14 protein-coding genes and 2 pseudogenes are annotated in these 16,712 nt (G+C 62.9%); 11 read left to right on the top strand and 5 right to left on the bottom strand.

Going from position 1 to position 16,712, the window contains the following annotated elements:
• The first annotated feature begins 135 nt into the window (after nucleotides 1–135).
• Nucleotides 136–1,122 (top strand): guanitoxin biosynthesis L-arginine gamma (S) hydroxylase, encoded by a 987-nt coding sequence (gene gntB, locus BW992_RS03595; RefSeq protein ID WP_072388687.1) that lies wholly within the window; start codon nucleotides 136–138, stop codon nucleotides 1,120–1,122.
• A gap of 66 nt (nucleotides 1,123–1,188) precedes the next feature.
• Here gntB and BW992_RS03590 read toward each other — a convergent pair whose 3' ends face one another.
• On the bottom strand, nucleotides 1,189–1,533 hold the full coding sequence (locus BW992_RS03590) for a cupin domain-containing protein (RefSeq protein WP_053152030.1): 345 nt from the start codon (nucleotides 1,531–1,533) through the stop codon (nucleotides 1,189–1,191).
• Between the two features lie 99 nt (nucleotides 1,534–1,632).
• Complete coding sequence (locus BW992_RS03585) at nucleotides 1,633–2,517, bottom strand: LysR substrate-binding domain-containing protein (protein WP_076405618.1); 885 nt, start codon at nucleotides 2,515–2,517, stop codon at nucleotides 1,633–1,635.
• A gap of 218 nt (nucleotides 2,518–2,735) precedes the next feature.
• Between BW992_RS03585 and BW992_RS03580 the strand changes: the two genes are divergently transcribed.
• Nucleotides 2,736–3,500, top strand: coding sequence for a sulfite exporter TauE/SafE family protein (locus BW992_RS03580; protein ID WP_072388683.1), 765 nt, complete (start codon nucleotides 2,736–2,738; stop codon nucleotides 3,498–3,500).
• Here BW992_RS03580 and BW992_RS03575 read toward each other — a convergent pair.
• Nucleotides 3,490–3,804 (bottom strand): putative quinol monooxygenase, encoded by a 315-nt coding sequence (locus BW992_RS03575; RefSeq protein WP_072388681.1) that lies wholly within the window; start codon nucleotides 3,802–3,804, stop codon nucleotides 3,490–3,492. The two genes, BW992_RS03580 and BW992_RS03575, sit on opposite strands and share 11 nt — an antisense overlap.
• Before the next feature lie 197 nt (nucleotides 3,805–4,001).
• Here BW992_RS03575 and BW992_RS03570 point away from each other — a divergent pair, with 197 nt between their 5' ends.
• Nucleotides 4,002–4,592, top strand: coding sequence for an NAD(P)H-dependent oxidoreductase (locus BW992_RS03570; RefSeq protein WP_072388679.1), 591 nt, complete (start codon nucleotides 4,002–4,004; stop codon nucleotides 4,590–4,592).
• A gap of 86 nt (nucleotides 4,593–4,678) precedes the next feature.
• Complete coding sequence (locus BW992_RS03565) at nucleotides 4,679–5,581, top strand: LysR family transcriptional regulator (protein ID WP_072432056.1); 903 nt, start codon at nucleotides 4,679–4,681, stop codon at nucleotides 5,579–5,581.
• Between the two features lie 88 nt (nucleotides 5,582–5,669).
• On the opposite strand, the gene BW992_RS03560 is transcribed toward BW992_RS03565, so the two are convergent.
• Nucleotides 5,670–7,115 carry a SulP family inorganic anion transporter gene (locus BW992_RS03560; RefSeq protein ID WP_072388675.1) on the bottom strand — a complete coding sequence of 482 codons (1,446 nt, stop codon included), beginning with the start codon at nucleotides 7,113–7,115 and terminating at the stop codon, nucleotides 5,670–5,672.
• 370 nt (nucleotides 7,116–7,485) lie between these two features.
• Between BW992_RS03560 and BW992_RS03555 the strand changes: the two genes are divergently transcribed.
• The 5 genes and pseudogenes from BW992_RS03555 (at nucleotide 7,486) to BW992_RS03535 (ending at nucleotide 12,061) form a co-directional block, all read left to right on the top strand.
• Nucleotides 7,486–8,835: a GntT/GntP/DsdX family permease gene (locus BW992_RS03555; protein ID WP_076405616.1), complete on the top strand. Its 1,350-nt coding sequence runs from the start codon at nucleotides 7,486–7,488 to the stop codon at nucleotides 8,833–8,835.
• A gap of 82 nt (nucleotides 8,836–8,917) precedes the next feature.
• Nucleotides 8,918–9,778 carry a MurR/RpiR family transcriptional regulator gene (locus tag BW992_RS03550; RefSeq protein ID WP_072388671.1) on the top strand — a complete coding sequence of 287 codons (861 nt, stop codon included), beginning with the start codon at nucleotides 8,918–8,920 and terminating at the stop codon, nucleotides 9,776–9,778.
• 1 nt (nucleotide 9,779) lies between these two features.
• On the top strand, nucleotides 9,780–11,252 hold the full coding sequence (locus BW992_RS03545) for an N-acyl-D-amino-acid deacylase family protein (protein ID WP_072388669.1): 1,473 nt from the start codon (nucleotides 9,780–9,782) through the stop codon (nucleotides 11,250–11,252).
• A gap of 123 nt (nucleotides 11,253–11,375) precedes the next feature.
• A complete protein-coding gene (locus BW992_RS03540; protein ID WP_072388667.1) occupies nucleotides 11,376–11,744 on the top strand; it encodes a glyoxalase superfamily protein in 369 nt (122 codons plus the stop codon).
• A 68-nt stretch (nucleotides 11,745–11,812) separates the two neighbouring features.
• A pseudogene (locus BW992_RS03535) lies at nucleotides 11,813–12,061 on the top strand (FitA-like ribbon-helix-helix domain-containing protein).
• Between the two features lie 80 nt (nucleotides 12,062–12,141).
• On the opposite strand, the gene BW992_RS03530 reads toward BW992_RS03535, so the two are convergent.
• The gene (locus BW992_RS03530; protein WP_072388665.1) at nucleotides 12,142–14,061 is read right to left on the bottom strand and encodes a HAMP domain-containing methyl-accepting chemotaxis protein; all 1,920 of its coding nucleotides are present in this window, start codon (nucleotides 14,059–14,061) and stop codon (nucleotides 12,142–12,144) included.
• Between the two features lie 690 nt (nucleotides 14,062–14,751).
• Here BW992_RS03530 and BW992_RS03525 point away from each other — a divergent pair.
• Together BW992_RS03525 and BW992_RS03520 are read left to right on the top strand one after the other, a co-directional pair.
• Nucleotides 14,752–15,092: pseudogene (locus BW992_RS03525) on the top strand (DUF6124 family protein).
• A 67-nt stretch (nucleotides 15,093–15,159) separates the two neighbouring features.
• Nucleotides 15,160–16,668, top strand: coding sequence for a leucine-rich repeat domain-containing protein (locus BW992_RS03520; RefSeq protein ID WP_231991100.1), 1,509 nt, complete (start codon nucleotides 15,160–15,162; stop codon nucleotides 16,666–16,668).
• Nucleotides 16,669–16,712: the final 44 nt, after the last annotated feature.

The raw sequence follows: 16,712 nt of genomic DNA, 5'->3' as shown, positions 1-16,712 counted from the left end.
GAGGGCATGAAACGCAAGAAACCATGGCAGTGGACTGCCTGGTAAGTACCGCACTGATTGTTTGGAAGAATGATTGAGGGCCGTGCAGGCGGGCGTCGCCTGTATTGATCACGTTGAGTACGAAAGGGAATTCCGATGAACGAGGTAAACAGGTTCAATCCTGCTGCTGAACTGAGGCAGCGCTTGCGTCCGCTGTACAGGAAAGACAACTGGCACTGGCTGGTTGCCCTGGGTGCGGACCTCATGGTCATTGTTTCGGCTGTATTGCTGGGCCATCGCTACAACGTCCTGTATCCCCTGGCGCTGCTGTTCATCGGCTCGCGGCAGCGGGCCCTGGCTTCGCTTCTGCACGAGGCGGCGCACATGACCATGGCCCGGAACAAAGTGATCAACAAGTGGGTCGGCGAGTACCTGCTGGCTTATCCGATCTTCCAGAACTACGAAGCGTACCGTCGCTCCCATGTGCAGATGCACCATCATCACCTGGGTGACCAGGACAAGGATCCCGATCACCGGTTCTATATCGAATCCGGCTTGTACGAGGCTCGGGATCGCCTGGACTTCCTGTCCCGTCACCTGTTCAGGAGCGTAACGCTGGTCAACACCTACAAGTATTTCCTCTACCTGGTGAAGAATCGCGCCGGGGACATCCTGGCGAGCCCGTGGCAGGGCGTGAAGCTGCTGGCGGTTCATGGCGCCATCCTGCTGCTGTTCAGCCATTTCATCGGCCCGTGGGGCTATGTCCTGTTCTGGCTGGTTCCGTACTTCACGGTGTTCCAGGTCATCGGCTGGTTCTCAGAGATTTCCGAGCACTTCGGCATGTTCGGCGTGTACAAGGATGAGGTGCAGTTGACCCGCAATCGTTTCCCCACCCGGATTGAGCGGTTGTTCATCGGCATGCATGGCGACAACTATCACCTGACCCATCATCTGTTTGCCGGCGTTCCTTTCTGGAACCTGCCGCACGCGCATCGGATATTGATGGAAGACGAAAGCTACGCTGCAGCCAATCGCGGCTGTGGTGGCATCTTTACGGCCAGGGGGGAGGCCCGGTCCAGTATCCATCAGATACTCGAGGCCTATCGCAGCGGGAAGATCGCGACCATCCAGGTCACGGGATAGGGGGCGTCCTGTTGCGCTGTGCTCAGGGGCGAGGACAGCGCAACGCGCGGATCTGTCGGAGCGGTATCAGGCGAAGACGAAGTACTTGCGCACCGTTTCGACCACTTCCCAGGTGCCTTTCATGCCCGGCTCCACCACGAAGATATCGCCGGCCTTCAAATGGATGGGGGCGTGTCCGTCCGGGGTGATGATGCAGTAGCCTTCCTGGAAGTGGCAGTATTCCCACTTCACATAGTCCACACGCCATTTGCCCGGCGTGCAGATCCAGGTCCCCATGATCTTGCTGCCGTCTTCGCTGGTGTAGGCGTTGAGGTTGACGGTGTGCGGGTCGCCTTCGAGCTTTTCCCACTTGCAAGCGTCGAGGACGGGCAGCGGGTGGGTATCGCGCAGGACAGTGATAGGTGCGGTCATAGGGACTCCGGGCAGTGGACGGTAAGCTCAAGAGCACCCTATAGGCCCGGACGTGGGGTCAGTTGTCTGTACTCGACATCCGGCTACCCAGAAACGCAATCAATCGCCGGCCAGGTGCAGGGCCAGCGCCCTGGCGTAGGCCGGCAATGCCTGGAAGTCGCGCGCGGCCAGCAGCAAGGCCCGTTGCGCCCAGGCTTCCTGCAGTGGCAGGCATCGGTAAGAGGGCGCGGGCGTGCGGCGCTCGATGGCGGCCCTCGGCACGATGGCAATGCCTGCGCCGTGGGCCACCATGCGAATCACCCCGTCGAAGCTGTCGGCACGGATACGGATCTGCATGCGCAGCCCGCTGTGCAGGGCCTGTTCCTCGAGGTAAACCGCCAGGGCGCTGGAAGCGTTCAGGCCGACGTAATCATGGGCCAGGGTCTCGCTGAAACTCACCACGCGACCGTCCGCCAAGGGATGCCCGGGAGGCAGGATCAAGGTCAGTGGATCGTGTCGAAAGGGACGGGTCTGCAAGCCATCGGTGTCGACTGCGTCGGAGACGATGCCCAGGTCCGCCGCGCCCTGGCGCAACGCGTGGGTGATCCGCGTACTGGGCAGTTCCTGCAGGTCGATGTCCAGATTGGGGTGGCCCTTGAGGAACGTCGCCAGCAATTCGGGCAGGTATTCGCTCATGGCGCTGGTGTTGCACAACAGCCGCACGCGGCCTTTGACCCCCTTGGCGTATTCAGCCAGGTCTTGCTGCAAGTGCTCCGCATGCTGCAGCAACACCCTGGCATGTTGCGCCAAGGCCTTGCCTGCCGGGGTCGGTGTGACGCCCCGCCGCCCGCGTTCGAACAGGGCGATCCCCAGGGAGGCCTCCAGGGCGCGGACCCGGGCACTGGCCGCCGCCAGGGACAGATGGCTGCGGCTGGCACCGGCGGTGATGTTGCCGGTGTCGAGAATGTTGAGGTAGAGGCGCAGGTCGGTGAAGTCGAAATGCATGGGCGTTGATTCTCTGCCGGGTTCGGCGGTGGCCGATGGGACACCTTCGCGGGCAGGATGCGCGCGCCTCATGTGAGGGGCATCCACTTTTTCTCTGTGGAAGCGAGCCTGCTCGCGAAAATGCCAGATGCGTGAACTTCTCTGCCTCTTGTCCTGCAAGAGGCTGCCTCAGTATATGGCAGATTTCCAAATCGGCGTCCGCAGGCCAGGATAGCGTCATGGACACTCTCATCGTTTTCTATCAGAACCTGGGCCTGGCGCTGTCGTTGCTGGTCATCGCCACCTTCCTGCTGGCCGGCACCGTCAAGGGCGTGATCGGCCTCGGCCTGCCGACCCTTTCCATGGGCCTGCTCGGGTTGGCTATGGCACCGGTGCAGGCTGCGACGTTGCTGATCATTCCGGCCACGCTGACCAATATCTGGCAACTGGCGTCCGGCGGCCATCTGCTCGCCTTGATCGGGCGTTTATGGCCGCTACTGCTGGCGATTTCTCTCGGCACCGGCCTCGGGTCCTTATGGATCGGAATGTCGGGCGGGCCCTGGGTGGTCCGGGCCTTGGGCGGGGCTTTGCTGCTGTATGCGTTGAGCGGGCTGATGCTGCCGACACTGCGGGTGGCGCCGCGGATCGAGCCGTGGCTTGGCCCGCTCTGTGGATTGCTGACCGGTGTCATCACCTGCGCCACCGGAGTGTTCGTGATTCCGGCGGTGCCTTACCTGCAAGCCCTGGGCTTGAGCAAGGATGAGCTGGTGCAGGCGCTGGGGCTGTCCTTTACCGTTTCGACGCTCGCACTGGCCGCCGGCCTGCTATGGCGCGGCGCCCTGGGCGGCGGTGAGTTGAGCGCTTCGGTGCTGGCGCTGGCCCCGGCGCTGTTGGGCATGTGGCTGGGCCAGGCCTTGCGTCGGCGGATCAGCGCCGTGCTGTTCCGGCGGGTGTTTTTCGTCGGCCTGGGCGCGCTGGGCGTCCACTTGCTGGTCAGCGGCTAGCCGAGGACGGGCTGAGCATGTCGACCCGGCGGATCTCGAAGTCGCGCTCAAGGTAATCCATACGGTGCTCGAAAAACGCCTTCATGTGCGGCAGGTTCGAGTGCACGTCGAGGTGGGCCTGGGATTCCCAGATCTCATAGAAGATAAACAGCGTCGGATCTTCCCGATCCCGCAGCATGTGGTATTCGATGCAGCCGGGCTCGGCGCGGCTTGGTTCGACATAGGCCCGGAACAGCGCTTCGAAGGCTTCGGCTTTTTCCGGGCGAGTCTTGGCGTGAAGAATGAAACCGTGCAATTGGCTCATGGAAGGCTCCTGGAGGGTCAGTGCCCAGGATTTTAAGGCAACAATCGCTCGCGGATTCGTGCTTGTAAGTCAAATGAGTTTTGCCGCTGCGGTGCTTATTCCGCGCGAGGCTCATCGGTACTCTGCCGCCATCGTTTTTCAACTCTCCATCCGGCGACTTCCAATCAGTACGCCGTGGAACCCGATGAGGTGACTCCATGAAAAAAGTTCTGCTGCTCAATGGCGGTAAACAGTTCGCGCATTCCGACGGTCGCTACAACGCGACGCTCCACGAGACAGCGCTCAGCGTGCTGGACCGTGGCGGCCTGGATGTAAAGACCACGTTCATCGATGGCGGCTACGACATCAAGGAGGAAGTTGCCAAATTCCTCTGGGCCGACGTGATCATCTACCAGATGCCGGGCTGGTGGATGGGGGCACCGTGGACCGTCAAGAAGTACGTCGACGAAGTCTTCACCCAAGGCCATGGCAGCCTCTACGCCAATGACGGCCGTACTCGCTCCGATGCTTCCCAGAAATACGGCAGCGGTGGCCTGCTGCACGGCAAGCAGTACATGTTGTCGCTGACCTGGAACGCGCCGCAGCAGGCCTTCGACGACCCGACCGACTTCTTCGAAGCCAAGGGTGTGGACGCGGTGTACTTCCCTTTCCACAAGGCCAACCAGTTCCTGGGCATGACCGGCCTGCCGACCTTCCTGTGCGTGGACGTGATGAAACGCCCGAACATCGAAGCCGATATGGCGCGTTATGAGCAGCACCTGAGCGAAGTGTTCGGCCTGAAGGCCTGACCTTGCCCTGGTCCGGTGTCCCGTTGCTATCCTGTGGCGAGGGATCGATGTCCTCGCCATGAACCGACCAGCCGACAGGGGCCTATGTGAAAGCCAGATCCGATGAGTTGCAGGTGTTCATCTGCGTGATCGAATGCGGGTCGATTTCCGCCGCCGCCGAGCAGGTCGGGCAGACGCCCTCGGCGGTCAGCCGCACCTTGTCGCGCCTGGAGGCCAAGCTCGACACCACCCTGATCAACCGCACCACGCGCCGCATGGACCTGACGGAGGAGGGCAAGTATTTCTTCGAGCAGGCCAAGGGCATCCTCGACCAGATGGAGGCGCTGGAGGAGCGATTGTCGTCCCGCCAGAAAAAACCGGCCGGACGGCTGCGCATCAACGCCGCTTCACCGTTCATGCTCCACGCCATCGTCCCGCACATCGAGGAGTTTCGCGGCCTCTACCCGGACATCCAGCTGGAGCTCAACAGCAACGACCTGATCATCGATCTGCTGGAGCAGAGCACGGACATCGCCATCCGCATCGGCACCCTCACCGATTCGACCCTGCATGCCCGGCCCCTGGGTTGCAGCCCGCTGCACATTCTCGCCAGTCCTGGTTATCTGGAGCGGCATGGCACGCCGGCCAGCGTTGCCGAACTGGCGGAACACGCGCTGTTGGGCTTCGCCCAGAACGATGGCCTCAATCAATGGCCCCTGCGCCATCTCCATGGTGATCGCTGGCCGATCCAGGCGAGCATCAGCGCCTCCAGCGGCGAGACGGTGCGCCACCTGGCGCTGCAAGGGCAGGGCATCGCGTGCCTGTCAGACTTCATGACCCGGGAAGATATCCAGGCCGGTCGATTGAAAGTCCTGCTGGCGCAGGCCAACAGCGGATACCGCCAGCCCATCAACGCGGTGTACTACCGCAACTCCCAGCTGGCGCTGCGGATCCAGTGTTTCCTGGATTTCATCCAGGGCAAGCTCGCCGACTACGCCTCGCGGCCTTAGCCTGGCACCGTTGCTGCCCGCGATCGCGGCGTATCAGTCCACACGGCGTTGAATGCAGGGTCGCGCCCTTGGCGGGTTTGCCAGCGCCTCAGTCGTGGTGCACGCCCGCGCGCTTGAGCATCTGTTTGCAACGCTCGGACAAATGGAACACCCGCAAATGCTTGCCGGCCTTGGCGTAGCGCTCGCGCAGGGTTTTCAGCGCGGCGATGGCCGAGTAGTCGACGAAGCTCAAGTGGCGGCAGTCCAGCGTCACCTGGGCCGGATCGTTGGCCGGGTCGAACTGATTGAGGAACGGTGTCGTCGAAGCGAAGAACAACGTGCCATGCAGGCGATAGAGCTTGCTGCCGTCCGCCTCCAGATACGTGTCGGCGTACAGCTCGCGGGCCTGTTGCCAGGCGAAATTGAGCGCCGCGATGATGATGCCGCACAACACCGCGACGGCCAGGTCGGTGAAGACCGTAATGACCGTCACCGCGACGATCACCAGCACATCGTTCTTCGGCACCTTGTTGATCACCCGCAGCGAAGCCCAGGCGAAGGTCTGTTGCGCCACCACGAACATCACCCCCACCAGTGCGGCCAGGGGAATGCGCTCGATCAACGGCGACAGGAACAACACGAACAGCAGCACCATCACCCCGGCCACCACCCCGGACAAGCGGCCGCGACCGCCAGAGCTGAGGTTGATCACCGTCTGGCCGATCATGGCGCAACCGCCCATGCCGCCAAACAGGCCGGACGCGATATTCGCCGCGCCCAGCGCCACGCATTCGCGGTCCGGATAGCCGCGGCTTTCGGTGATTTCATCGGTCAGGTTCAGGGTCAGCAGGGTTTCCAGCAGGCCGACCATCGCCATGATCACCGCATAGGGCAGCACGATCTGCAGGGTTTCCAGGTTCCAGGCAATGTCCGGCCACGCAAGGACCGGCAGCCCGCCGGCGATGTGCGCCATGTCACCCAGCGTCCGGGTGGGCAGGCCCAGCAGGTAGACCGCCAGCCCCACACCCAGGATCGCCACCAGGGCTGGCGGCACGCTGCGGGTCAGGCGTGGCAGCAGGTAGACGATCGCCATGGTCAGCGTCACCAGGCCGATCATCCAGTACAGCGGGGCGCCGCTGAGCCAGGTTTCGCCGCGCTTGAAATGCTCCAGCTGGGCCAGGGCGATGACGATTGCCAGGCCGTTGACGAAACCGAGCATCACCGGATGCGGCACCATGCGCACCAGTTTGCCCAGCCGCAACAGCCCGAACGCCATCATGATCAAGCCGCCCAGCAGCACCGTGGCCAGCAGGTACTGAACGCCGTGCTGGACCACCAGTGCGACGATCACCACCGCCATCGACCCCGCCGCCCCCGACACCATGCCCGGCCGCCCCCCGAATAGCGCGGTCAGCGTGCAGAGAATGAACGCGCCATACAGCCCCATCAGCGGGTTGAGATGAGCCACCAGGGCGAAGGCGATGCATTCGGGAAGCAGAGCGAAAGAAGTGGTGAGGCCGGCGAGGATGTCGGCGCGAAGACGTGCTGGTTTCATGGATTACCTGAGTGGGCGCCGGTCGAGCGTCGGCTACCGGGCGTGATGCAAAACAGTAGAAGCGGAACGCGCAGCGTCCCTGGCGGCATCCCACGCGCGAGCGTGGGAGCGATCGACCGATGCGGATGGTACGGAATTGAGGGCGGGGCGGCCAGCCGTGTGTGGCAAGGGGATGAATCCCCTTGCCACACACGGCTGGTTCTGCATGAAAGTCCGGCGCGGGATTTTCATGAGGACTGCGTTGCGATGTCCGTCAGCGACGTTTCTTGTCTGTGCACGAAAATTACTTTCAGTGAGTTTGAAAACTCCTCGTTGAAATGATTTATGAGTTTCACAACACATCGACGTGACCCCATTCGAGGAGTAGCGCATGGCACCTGCTTTCGGTTATTGGCTGTTGGTCTACGCCGCCATCGCCATCATTGCATTGATCGTTCTGATCGCCCGTTATCGTCTGAACCCGTTCATCGTGATTACCCTGGTGTCCATCGGCCTGGCGCTATTGGCCGGCATGCCGCCGACAGCGGTAGTGGGGGCCTACGAGGCGGGTGTCGGCAAGACACTGGGACATATCGCGCTGGTGGTGGCCCTGGGCACCATGCTCGGCAAGATGATGGCCGAGTCCGGTGGCGCTGAGCGTATGGCGCAGACGCTGATCGAGCGGTTCGGAGAGCGCAACGCCCACTGGGCGATGGTCTGCATCGCCTTCCTGGTGGGATTGCCGCTGTTTTTCGAAGTGGGGTTCGTGTTGCTGGTGCCCATTGCCTTCACCGTGGCCCGTCGTGCCGGCGTGTCGATCCTGATGGTGGGCCTGCCGATGGTGGCCGGGCTCTCGGTGGTGCATGCCCTGGTCCCGCCCCATCCGGCGGCGATGCTGGCGGTGCAGGCGTTCCAGGCTTCGGTAGGGCAGACGTTGCTGTATGCGATCCTGATCGGCATTCCCACGGCCATCATCGCCGGGCCGGTCTATGCCCGCTTTATCGTGCCACGCATTTCGTTGCCCGCCGACAACCCGCTGCAACGGCAGTTTCTCGAACGTGAGCCGCGCGCCAACCTGCCGGGGTTCGGCATCACCCTGGGGACCATCCTGCTGCCGGTCATCCTGATGCTGATCGGTGGTTGGGCCAACCTGATCTCCACCCCTGGCAGTGGCTTCAACCAGTTCCTGCAGTTCATCGGCAACTCGGTGATCGCCCTGTTGCTGGCCACGGTACTGAGTTTCTGGACACTCGGCCTGGCCCAGGGCTTCAACCGTGAGTCGATCCTGAAGTTCACCAATGAGTGCCTGGCACCGACCGCCAGCATCACCTTGCTGGTGGGCGCCGGTGGCGGTTTGAACCGGATCCTGGTGGATGCCGGGGTCACTCAACAGATTGTCGGGCTGGCCCAGGCGTTCCAGTTGTCGCCGCTGGTGATGGGCTGGCTGTTCGCCGCGTTGATGCGCGTCGCCACCGGTTCGGCCACGGTGGCGATGACCACCGCCTCGGGCATCGTCGCACCCGTGGCGATCGGGCTGGGTTATCCCCATCCCGAGCTGCTGGTGCTGGCCACCGGGGCCGGGTCGGTGATCTTTTCCCACGTCAATGACGGTGGCTTCTGGCTGATCAAGGAATACTTCAATATGACCGTCACCCAGACCTTCAAGACCTGGACGGTGCTCGAAACGCTCATCTCCCTGGTCGCGTTCGGCCTGACACTGGGTCTTGCGCGCCTGCTCTGATCGCCGCGCATTGCGAGGCCGTTTTCAACGCAGCATGAATGAGTATCAGGGCTTTTCGTACAGAGCCTACACAGGAGTCGTCATGGACATCCTCTACCAGATCCGCTCCCGGCAGGATTTCTTCAGCGCCGGCGAAGGAAGAATCGCCCGTCTGATGCTCGATGACGTAGGCTTCGCCGCGTCCGCCAGCCTGGAAGAACTGGCCCAGCGCGCCGAGGTCAGCAGCGCCACGCTGTCGCGCTTCGCCCGCACTGTCGGTTGCCGCGACCTGCGGGACCTGCGCCTGCAGCTGGCCCAGGCCAGCGGGGTCGGCAGCCGGTTTCTCGACCCGGCCGGCGCCCCCGAACAGTCGGCATTCTATGGGCAGATCGTCGGCGATATCGAGTCGACCCTGCGTCGGCACCTGTCGGCCTTCGAAGAGTCGCGCTTTGCCGATGCCGTGCGATTGCTGGGCAAGGCGCGGATGGTCCATGCGTTCGGGCTCGGTGGCTGGTCGGCACTGTGCAGCGAAGAACTGCAGGTGCGGCTGGTGCGGTTCGGCTACCCGATTGCGGCGTGTCGCGACCCGGTGATGATGCGCATCACGGCCACCTCGCTTGGGGACGAACACCTGGTCATCGCCTGTTCGCTCACCGGCATCACCCCGGAATTGCTGGCGGCCGTCGAGCTGGCGCGCAGCTACGGTGCCGCGATCCTGGCCATCACCCGTGCCGACTCGCCCCTGGCGCAACTGGCAGACGTGGTGCTGCCCCTGCAAAGCGCCGAGACCTCGTTCATCTACAAACCCACGGCCGCACGCTACGGCATGCTGCTGGCCATCGACGTGCTCGCCACCGAGTTGGCCCTGGCTCATCCCGAAGACAATCAAGAGCGTTTGCGGCGGGTCAAGCTCGCCCTCGACGATTACCGTGGCGGCGACGACGATCTGCCCCTGGGAGACTGACATGCTGTACGACACACTCATCCGCGATGCGCTGGTCATCGACGGCAGCGACACCCCCGGCTACCACGCCGATGTGGCGATTCGCGCCGGTCGCATCGAACGCATCGGTGCGTTGTCCGACGCACAGGCCATCGAGGAGCTGGACGCCGCCGGCCGCGTGCTGGCGCCGGGGTTCATCGATGTCCACACCCACGACGACACCGTGGTCATCCGCCAGCCGCACATGCTGCCCAAGCTCAGCCAGGGCGTGACCACGGTCATCGTCGGCAATTGCGGCATCAGCGCCGCGCCGGTCAGCCTGCGCGGCGACCCGCCGGACCCGATGAACCTGCTGGGCACCGCCGCGGCGTTTTGCTATCCGAGCTTCGGTGATTACCGCGCAGCGGTGGAATCGGCCATGCCAGCGGTCAACGTGGCGGCGCTGGTGGGGCACACGGCACTGCGCAGCAACCATCTGGACGACCTGTTGCGCACCGCCAGCGCGCAAGAGATCACCGCCATGCGCCAGCAATTGCGCGAAAGCCTGCAGGCCGGCGCGCTTGGCTTGTCCACCGGCCTGGCCTACGCCAACGCGTTCGCCGCCTCCACCGATGAAGTCATGCAACTGGCCGAAGAGCTGAACGCGTTCGGTGCGGTCTACACCACGCACTTGCGCAGCGAATTCGAGCCGGTGCTCCAAGCCATGGACGAAGCTTTCCGGATCGGCCGGCATGCGAAGAGTCCGGTGATCATTTCCCATCTCAAATGTGCCGGCGCCGGTAACTGGGGGCGTAGTGCGCAGGTGCTCACCGCGCTGGAAAACGCCGCCGCTGCCCATCCGGTCGGGTGTGACTGTTATCCCTACGCCGCCAGCTCCTCGACCCTGGACCTCAAGCAAGTGACCGATGCCCACCCCATCACCATCACCTGGTCGACGCCCCATCCGCACATGGGCGGGCGCGACCTGGCGGGCATCGCCGCCGAATGGAGCGTTTCGCTGCTGGAGGCGGCCCGTCGCCTGCAACCGGCCGGCGCGGTGTACTACGGCATGGATGAAGACGATGTGCGCCGCATCCTTGCCCATCCGCTGTCCATGATCGGCTCCGACGGGCTACCCGAGGACCCGTTTCCTCATCCGCGCCTGTGGGGCGCTTTCCCACGGGTATTGGGGCATTTCAGCCGCGACGTCGGGCTGTTTCCCCTGCACACCGCCGTGCACAAGATGACCGGCCTTTCAGCGGCGCGCTTCGGCCTGAAGGAGCGTGGCGTCGTTGGCGAGGGATATTGGGCGGACCTGGTGTTGTTCGATCCACGAACCGTTCGTGACGTCGCCGATTTCAACGAACCGCAACGGGCCGCGCAAGGAATCGATGGCGTGTGGGTCAACGGTGTCCTGAGTTATCGCCAAGGGCAGGCAAACGGGCGTCGCCAGGGGCGCTTCCTGGCGCGCGAGGGCGATCTGCGCCAGGGTTTCGGCCCATGGAATGGCGTGTAGACGGCCGATAATGTTTGATTGGCGTCACAATAATGGCACTACGACACTAAAGAAGCCGGGGCCGAGGCCGAAGCACTAGGGTCAACCCATCTACACTGGGTCTTTTCAGCCAGGGAGCGCCCCATGAGCTTTGGTAAAACCACCCCGATCCTGCGGATCTTCGATGAAACCAAGGCGTTGGCATTCTATGTCGACTTCCTGGGCTTTACCGTCGACTGGCAGCACCGCTTCGGGGATGACTTCCCGCTGTACCTGCAAGTGTCGCGCGGCGAATGCGTGCTGCATCTGTCCGAACACCACGGCGATTGCACGCCGGGCTCGGCGCTGCGCATCGAGACCGACGAACTGGAAGCCTTCCAGGCACAACTGCTGGCCAAGCAATACCCTTTCGCCCGTCCACACATCCAGGCCATGCCGTGGGGCACCCAGGACATGGCGGTGGTCGATCCGTTCGGCAACCGGCTGGTCTTCACCAACGGGATCAGTGTGTAGAGGTCTGGACTAGCCGGCTGGCGATAGCCTGGCCCGCAATCAATGATTTCATTGATTGCCGAGGCGAAATGGCCAGCATCACGATTCGTAACCTCGATGACAAGGTCAAGGAACAGTTGCGCCTGGCTGCGGCCCACAACGGCCGCTCCATGGAGCAAGAGGCCGGTTTGATCCTGGGGCGCACTGGCGCCGGTGAGCGCTGCGGGTGGGCTGGGCAGCCGTATCCGTAGTGGATTCGGTGCGCTGAGGGCGTTGAGTTGCCGTTGCCTGCGCGCAGCCACTCGTCATACCAGGAACTTCAACTTCCCAGGTCTTGAGGTCATCGATCCCTGGAACGCCTGAACCACTCCTTCAGCGAAGCGCCCGTTCCCCTTGGGTAGACGGGCGCTTGCCGGGATCAGACCCGGAAGTGGCTCACCATCATCTGCAACTGATTACCCAACCGCGCCAGCTCGACACTGGAAGCGGCGGTTTCCTCGCTGGCGGCGGCGGTCTGTTCGGACACGTCGCGCACGTTGATGATGCTGCGGCTGATTTCCTCGGCCACGGCACTTTGCTGTTCGGCCGCCGCGGCAATCTGCTGGTTCATGGACTGGATGTTCGACACCGTGCGGGTGATGTTTTCCAGGGACGCGCCCGCCTTGCGGGTCAGGGCCACGCTGCTGTCGGTGAGGCTGCGGCTGTTGTTCATCACGGCCGCCACTTGCTGGGTGCCGTTCTGCAGGCCGGCCACCAGGCCTTCGATTTCCTCGGTGGATTTCTGCGTGCGCTGGGCCAGGCCTCGCACTTCATCGGCCACCACCGCGAAGCCGCGACCGGCTTCACCGGCCCGTGCGGCTTCGATCGCGGCGTTGAGGGCCAGCAGGTTGGTCTGCTCGGCCACCGACTTGATCACGTCCATGACGCTGCCGATCTTGTCGCTTTCCTGTTGCAGCATGGTCATGGCGTCGGTGGAACGTACCACCTCGCTGGCCAGGCGCTCGATCTGGGCGATGGCTTCGTTGACCACCTGGTCGCCGGCACGGGCTTCGCCGTCGGCGGCAGCGGCGGCCTGGGAAGCTTCCTCGGCGTTGCGCGCCACTTCCTGGACCGTGGCGGTCATTTCGTGCATGGCGGTCGCCACCTGGTCGGTCTCCACCTTCTGGTTGTTGACCCCGGCGCTGGTCTGCTCGGTGACGGCGGACAACTGCTCGGCGGCGCTGGCGATCTGGGTCACGCCATCGCGGATGCCGCTGATCAGGTCGCGCAATGTCACGCCCATGCGAGCGATGCCTTGTTGCAGCACGCCCAGCTCATCGCGACGGGTGACGACGATGGTGTGGGACAGGTCGCCGTTGGCGATGCGCTCGACCACCGTCAGGGTTTCGCTCAGTGGGCGGGTGATCTGCCGGGTGATGACCACGGCGGCGATGATGCCCACCAGCAAGGCCAGCAGGGTGCTGACCAGTTGCAGGGTGCGGGCCTGGGCGCTTTCGGCGTCGCGGCGGTCGAGCTGGATCTGGTACAGCTGCTCGCTCAGGCTGACGATGGTGGCGCCTTGCTCGGTCATTTCCTTGCGCGCCTGCACCACATCGGCGTTGGCCAGTTTGAAGGCCTGCACCGCGCCGCGGTATTGGGCCAGGGCGCTTTCCAGCTGGCGCAGCTCATCTTGGCGGGTGCTGGCGAAATGCAGGTTCAGCGGCTTGAGGGCGGCAATGGCCGTGTCCAGTTGGTTGAGGGCTTTTTGCTCGGTGTCGGCGTTGCTGTTGGCGGTATAGCCGCGCACTTCGTAGCGGGCCAGCATGAATGCCTGCTTGGCCTGGGTGATGGCCTGGAACTGCTCGAAGCGCTCGTCGCTCAGGGCCATGTGCTGGACGTCGGTGTTGATCGCCTCGATCAGTTTGTAGGCGGTCTCGGCGTTGGCCGACATGACTTCACGGGCCGTGTTACCGGTGCGGTAGGCACTGCGCATCTTGTTCAGGGAGCCTTGATAGGCGTTGATGGTTGCGTTCTGCTCCTTGAGCAGCCTGACGTTCTCGGGGCTCTTGAAGCTGGCGAGCAGGGCGTTCTGCTGTGCCAGGAACCCATCGAGGGCAGTCTGTACGCTCTGGGCGGCGGTCTCGTCGCCGTTGGTCAGCATGTACTGCAGGCGTGTGACGCGAAGCTTGGTCAGCCCGGCATTGAGCTGGGTGATGTCGCTCATCCAGTTGCTGCGCTGGATGAGCCCGCCCAGGCTGGTCCAGCTGGTCAAGGCCAGGATACCGGTCAGGACCAATACCAGGCCGAACCCCAGGCCCAGTTTCATGTTGACGCTAATGTTGCCAAACCAGCTATTCATCAAATTCCTCCAGGAACGTTGTGCTGCTTGATCGTCGGTTGGCTGGAAGATTGTTGTTGTTAAGCCAGCAAAAAAAGTGAACAGGGCTGTATCGGCGGCTGCCCCGAGATCTGAAAACTTTTTTTGGCGTCGGCATTTCGCCGCTCGTCCCGGCGTGGCGACAGAGGCGGTCGAGGAATGGAATTTCAGGCAAAAAAAAGCCCGCGGGGAGCGGGCTAAAACCTTAGTTTCTTGAATGAGCGAAGGGACTTTACCTCGTAAACCTGGGGGCTGGGGTGAAGAATAGTTTATGTGGTGCCGGCGTCGCGTCAGGTGGTTTCGTCTACCTCGATACACCGCGCACATGGTGGAAGCACACAGGACGAAACACTTTGTACCGGGACCTTTCCCATTGACTTGCAGGACATTTCCTAGAAAATCCCAACCCCTTGCGCCTGCCGTTTCCGGTGCCTAGTCTCTGTCCACCGCTGCCCATTCAGCGGTCGGGTTTAGCAGCTCGGAAGTCACGTTAGGCGCATGGCAATCCCATGAGTGCAGGCATCGCTATTGCCTGAATGCTTATGGCGGCTGTGCGCAGGGCATCCTCGGGTGCGCCGGTTTCCTAACGTACCGGTCTGCTAACCTGCGCGCGGCTGCCACCCCCTCGTTTAGCAGCGAACGTGGCGGCTCCCACCTACGTTAGGAGTACCCATGGACAAACTCATCCCAGACCCACCCGTCCCACCGCTGCACCTGGACATCGCCGCCGATGCCAACGCCGAACGCGTTATCGATTCCTACCTGAACCCCAAACCCAATCCGCCCGACAAGCAACCTGCCCCAGGCCAACTGTTCACTATTGTCCAAGGCGTGGATGCAGAGAGCCTGTTGGCCAACCTCAGCGAAACCCTGGCCTGCGCCAATGTCATGGCCGGTGACCTGCGTTCGAGCTGGACGGTTCCCGGCGGCATTTTGCGTTGGGCCTGCAACAATTGATTGAACTGGGCCAGCTCCTGGCGAACCGGGCGCTGGACGTGGTCGATCCCAGGTAAAACGAAGGTGTTCGGGTTTGATCGACGGGTGTCGATCAAACCCCTTTTTTGCGGCAGCATACGCCGCATGTTCCCTTCGGATTCCTGGACCGTGCCGACTTCCAACCGCAACGCCCTGATGGCCCGAGTCGCTGGCGCACCGGATGACATCGCCATGCGGGTTTCGCTTTACCGCGACCTGCTCCACACCGGCGAGGCTTCGCTGGACGGTGTGCGCGTCGCTGCAGGCCTGTACGATCCGGCCGCCATGGCCGTGGTAGCCGAGTTGGACGTCAAGGTACACAGGAATCGGTCGGCACCGTTGTTGCCGCAGCTTCGCGGGTTGCCGGTCGATCATCTGGCGCTGGAAAACGCCGAGCCGCAGTGGCTCGACGCCTTGGCCGGGTTGCCGCTGCGTTCGTTGGTGCTTGGCAGCCCGAGGTTCAGCTGCGATCAGGCACTTTGGCGACGTCTGCCGGATGTCGCCCTCGAGGCTTTGGAGATCAGCGGTTTTTCCCGCGAAGATGAGCTCACCAGTCTGCCTTCCCTTGAGCGCTTGCGCCGACTGGAACTGGAAACTTACGGCGAAGATTTCGACGACCGTTTCCTCAGGCAACTGGGCAGCAAAAGCAGGCTGCAAGCGTTGTCGTTGAACCGTTGTGATGAAGTGACCGACGACGGTCTGCTGGGGCTTTCGCCACTCCAGTTGCGCTCGCTTTCGTTGGAGCGTGTCGGGCAACTGACCGCCCGTGGGGCGGCGCATCTGTGCAGCCATCCCCTCGAACAGCTGTCGCTGGGCTGGAACAGCAAGATCCTGGAGGATCCTGCCTGGCTCTCGGGTTTAACCGCGTTGCGTTCTCTGAGTCTCGATGATTGTCATGCATCCGATGCCACGCTCAACGCCATTCGGGATCTTCCGATCGAGCGGCTATCGCTGCAGTCTTCGTATCTGTGCGAGGACGACCTTGAGCTACTAGAAGGCATGCCCTTGGCGGACCTGGACCTCAAGGCCTCTCGACAAATCATTGAGCGGCTCGACGTGCTGCACGCGTTCCCCTTGAAGCGGTTGGGGCTCAGCGACGTGCAAGGTATCGACAAGCAGACGTTGCGGGACCTAGAGGGGCTGGAACTGGAAGCGCTGGACCTCTCGTTGAACGATGTTTCCTGGAAGGAACTGAAACAACTGGCGGGTCTGCCGCTGAAGCGGCTGGATCTCAGTTTCTGCCAAGGGGTTGATGGCAAGACGTTGCGCAAGCTGTGCGAAATGGGCCTGCCGTTGGAGCAACTGGAAATCAGTGGCCTGGACCTGCGCGATGGTGATCTGGCGTGTCTGCGTGATTTGCCACTGCAACGCCTGGGCTTGTATGAAAGCCCCTGGCTGACCGATGCCGGCGTCGCCCACCTTGCCGGGCTGCCATTGCGGGACCTGACGCTCGAAGCGGGTCCGGGGGAATCGCGGCTCACGTCAGCCATGGTGCCGGTGCTGGAGCGCTTGCCACTGGAGAGGTTGTCGTTGCGTAATGGCTCGCAGATCTGCGCGGGTGGATGGGACCGCCTGGCCAGGCTGCCGGCTCATGTCATCGGCCCGGGCATTTGATGCTCGCCGCGCTAGTTTCGTCCTGATGGAAATCGCCCCCGGGC

It is taken from the genome of Pseudomonas sp. 7SR1, assembly GCF_900156465.1.
GTDB lineage: Bacteria > Pseudomonadota > Gammaproteobacteria > Pseudomonadales > Pseudomonadaceae > Aquipseudomonas.
The sequence above is the reverse complement of the archived record's forward strand: the minus strand, read 5'-3'. Positions and strand labels throughout refer to the sequence as shown.

Coding starts and splice junctions, on each gene's coding strand:
- BW992_RS03530 (WP_072388665.1), bottom strand. CDS start 14,061: ATGAATAGCTGGTTTGGCAACATTAGCGTCAACATGAAACTGGGCCTG.
- BW992_RS03585 (WP_076405618.1), bottom strand. CDS start 2,517: ATGCATTTCGACTTCACCGACCTGCGCCTCTACCTCAACATTCTCGAC.
- BW992_RS03575 (WP_072388681.1), bottom strand. CDS start 3,804: ATGAGCCAATTGCACGGTTTCATTCTTCACGCCAAGACTCGCCCGGAA.
- BW992_RS03590 (WP_053152030.1), bottom strand. CDS start 1,533: ATGACCGCACCTATCACTGTCCTGCGCGATACCCACCCGCTGCCCGTC.
- BW992_RS03545 (WP_072388669.1), top strand. CDS start 9,780: ATGCTGTACGACACACTCATCCGCGATGCGCTGGTCATCGACGGCAGC.
- gntB (WP_072388687.1), top strand. CDS start 136: ATGAACGAGGTAAACAGGTTCAATCCTGCTGCTGAACTGAGGCAGCGC.
- BW992_RS03520 (WP_231991100.1), top strand. CDS start 15,160: ATGTTCCCTTCGGATTCCTGGACCGTGCCGACTTCCAACCGCAACGCC.
- BW992_RS03555 (WP_076405616.1), top strand. CDS start 7,486: ATGGCACCTGCTTTCGGTTATTGGCTGTTGGTCTACGCCGCCATCGCC.
- BW992_RS03540 (WP_072388667.1), top strand. CDS start 11,376: ATGAGCTTTGGTAAAACCACCCCGATCCTGCGGATCTTCGATGAAACC.
- BW992_RS03550 (WP_072388671.1), top strand. CDS start 8,918: ATGGACATCCTCTACCAGATCCGCTCCCGGCAGGATTTCTTCAGCGCC.
- BW992_RS03570 (WP_072388679.1), top strand. CDS start 4,002: ATGAAAAAAGTTCTGCTGCTCAATGGCGGTAAACAGTTCGCGCATTCC.
- BW992_RS03580 (WP_072388683.1), top strand. CDS start 2,736: ATGGACACTCTCATCGTTTTCTATCAGAACCTGGGCCTGGCGCTGTCG.
- BW992_RS03560 (WP_072388675.1), bottom strand. CDS start 7,115: ATGAAACCAGCACGTCTTCGCGCCGACATCCTCGCCGGCCTCACCACT.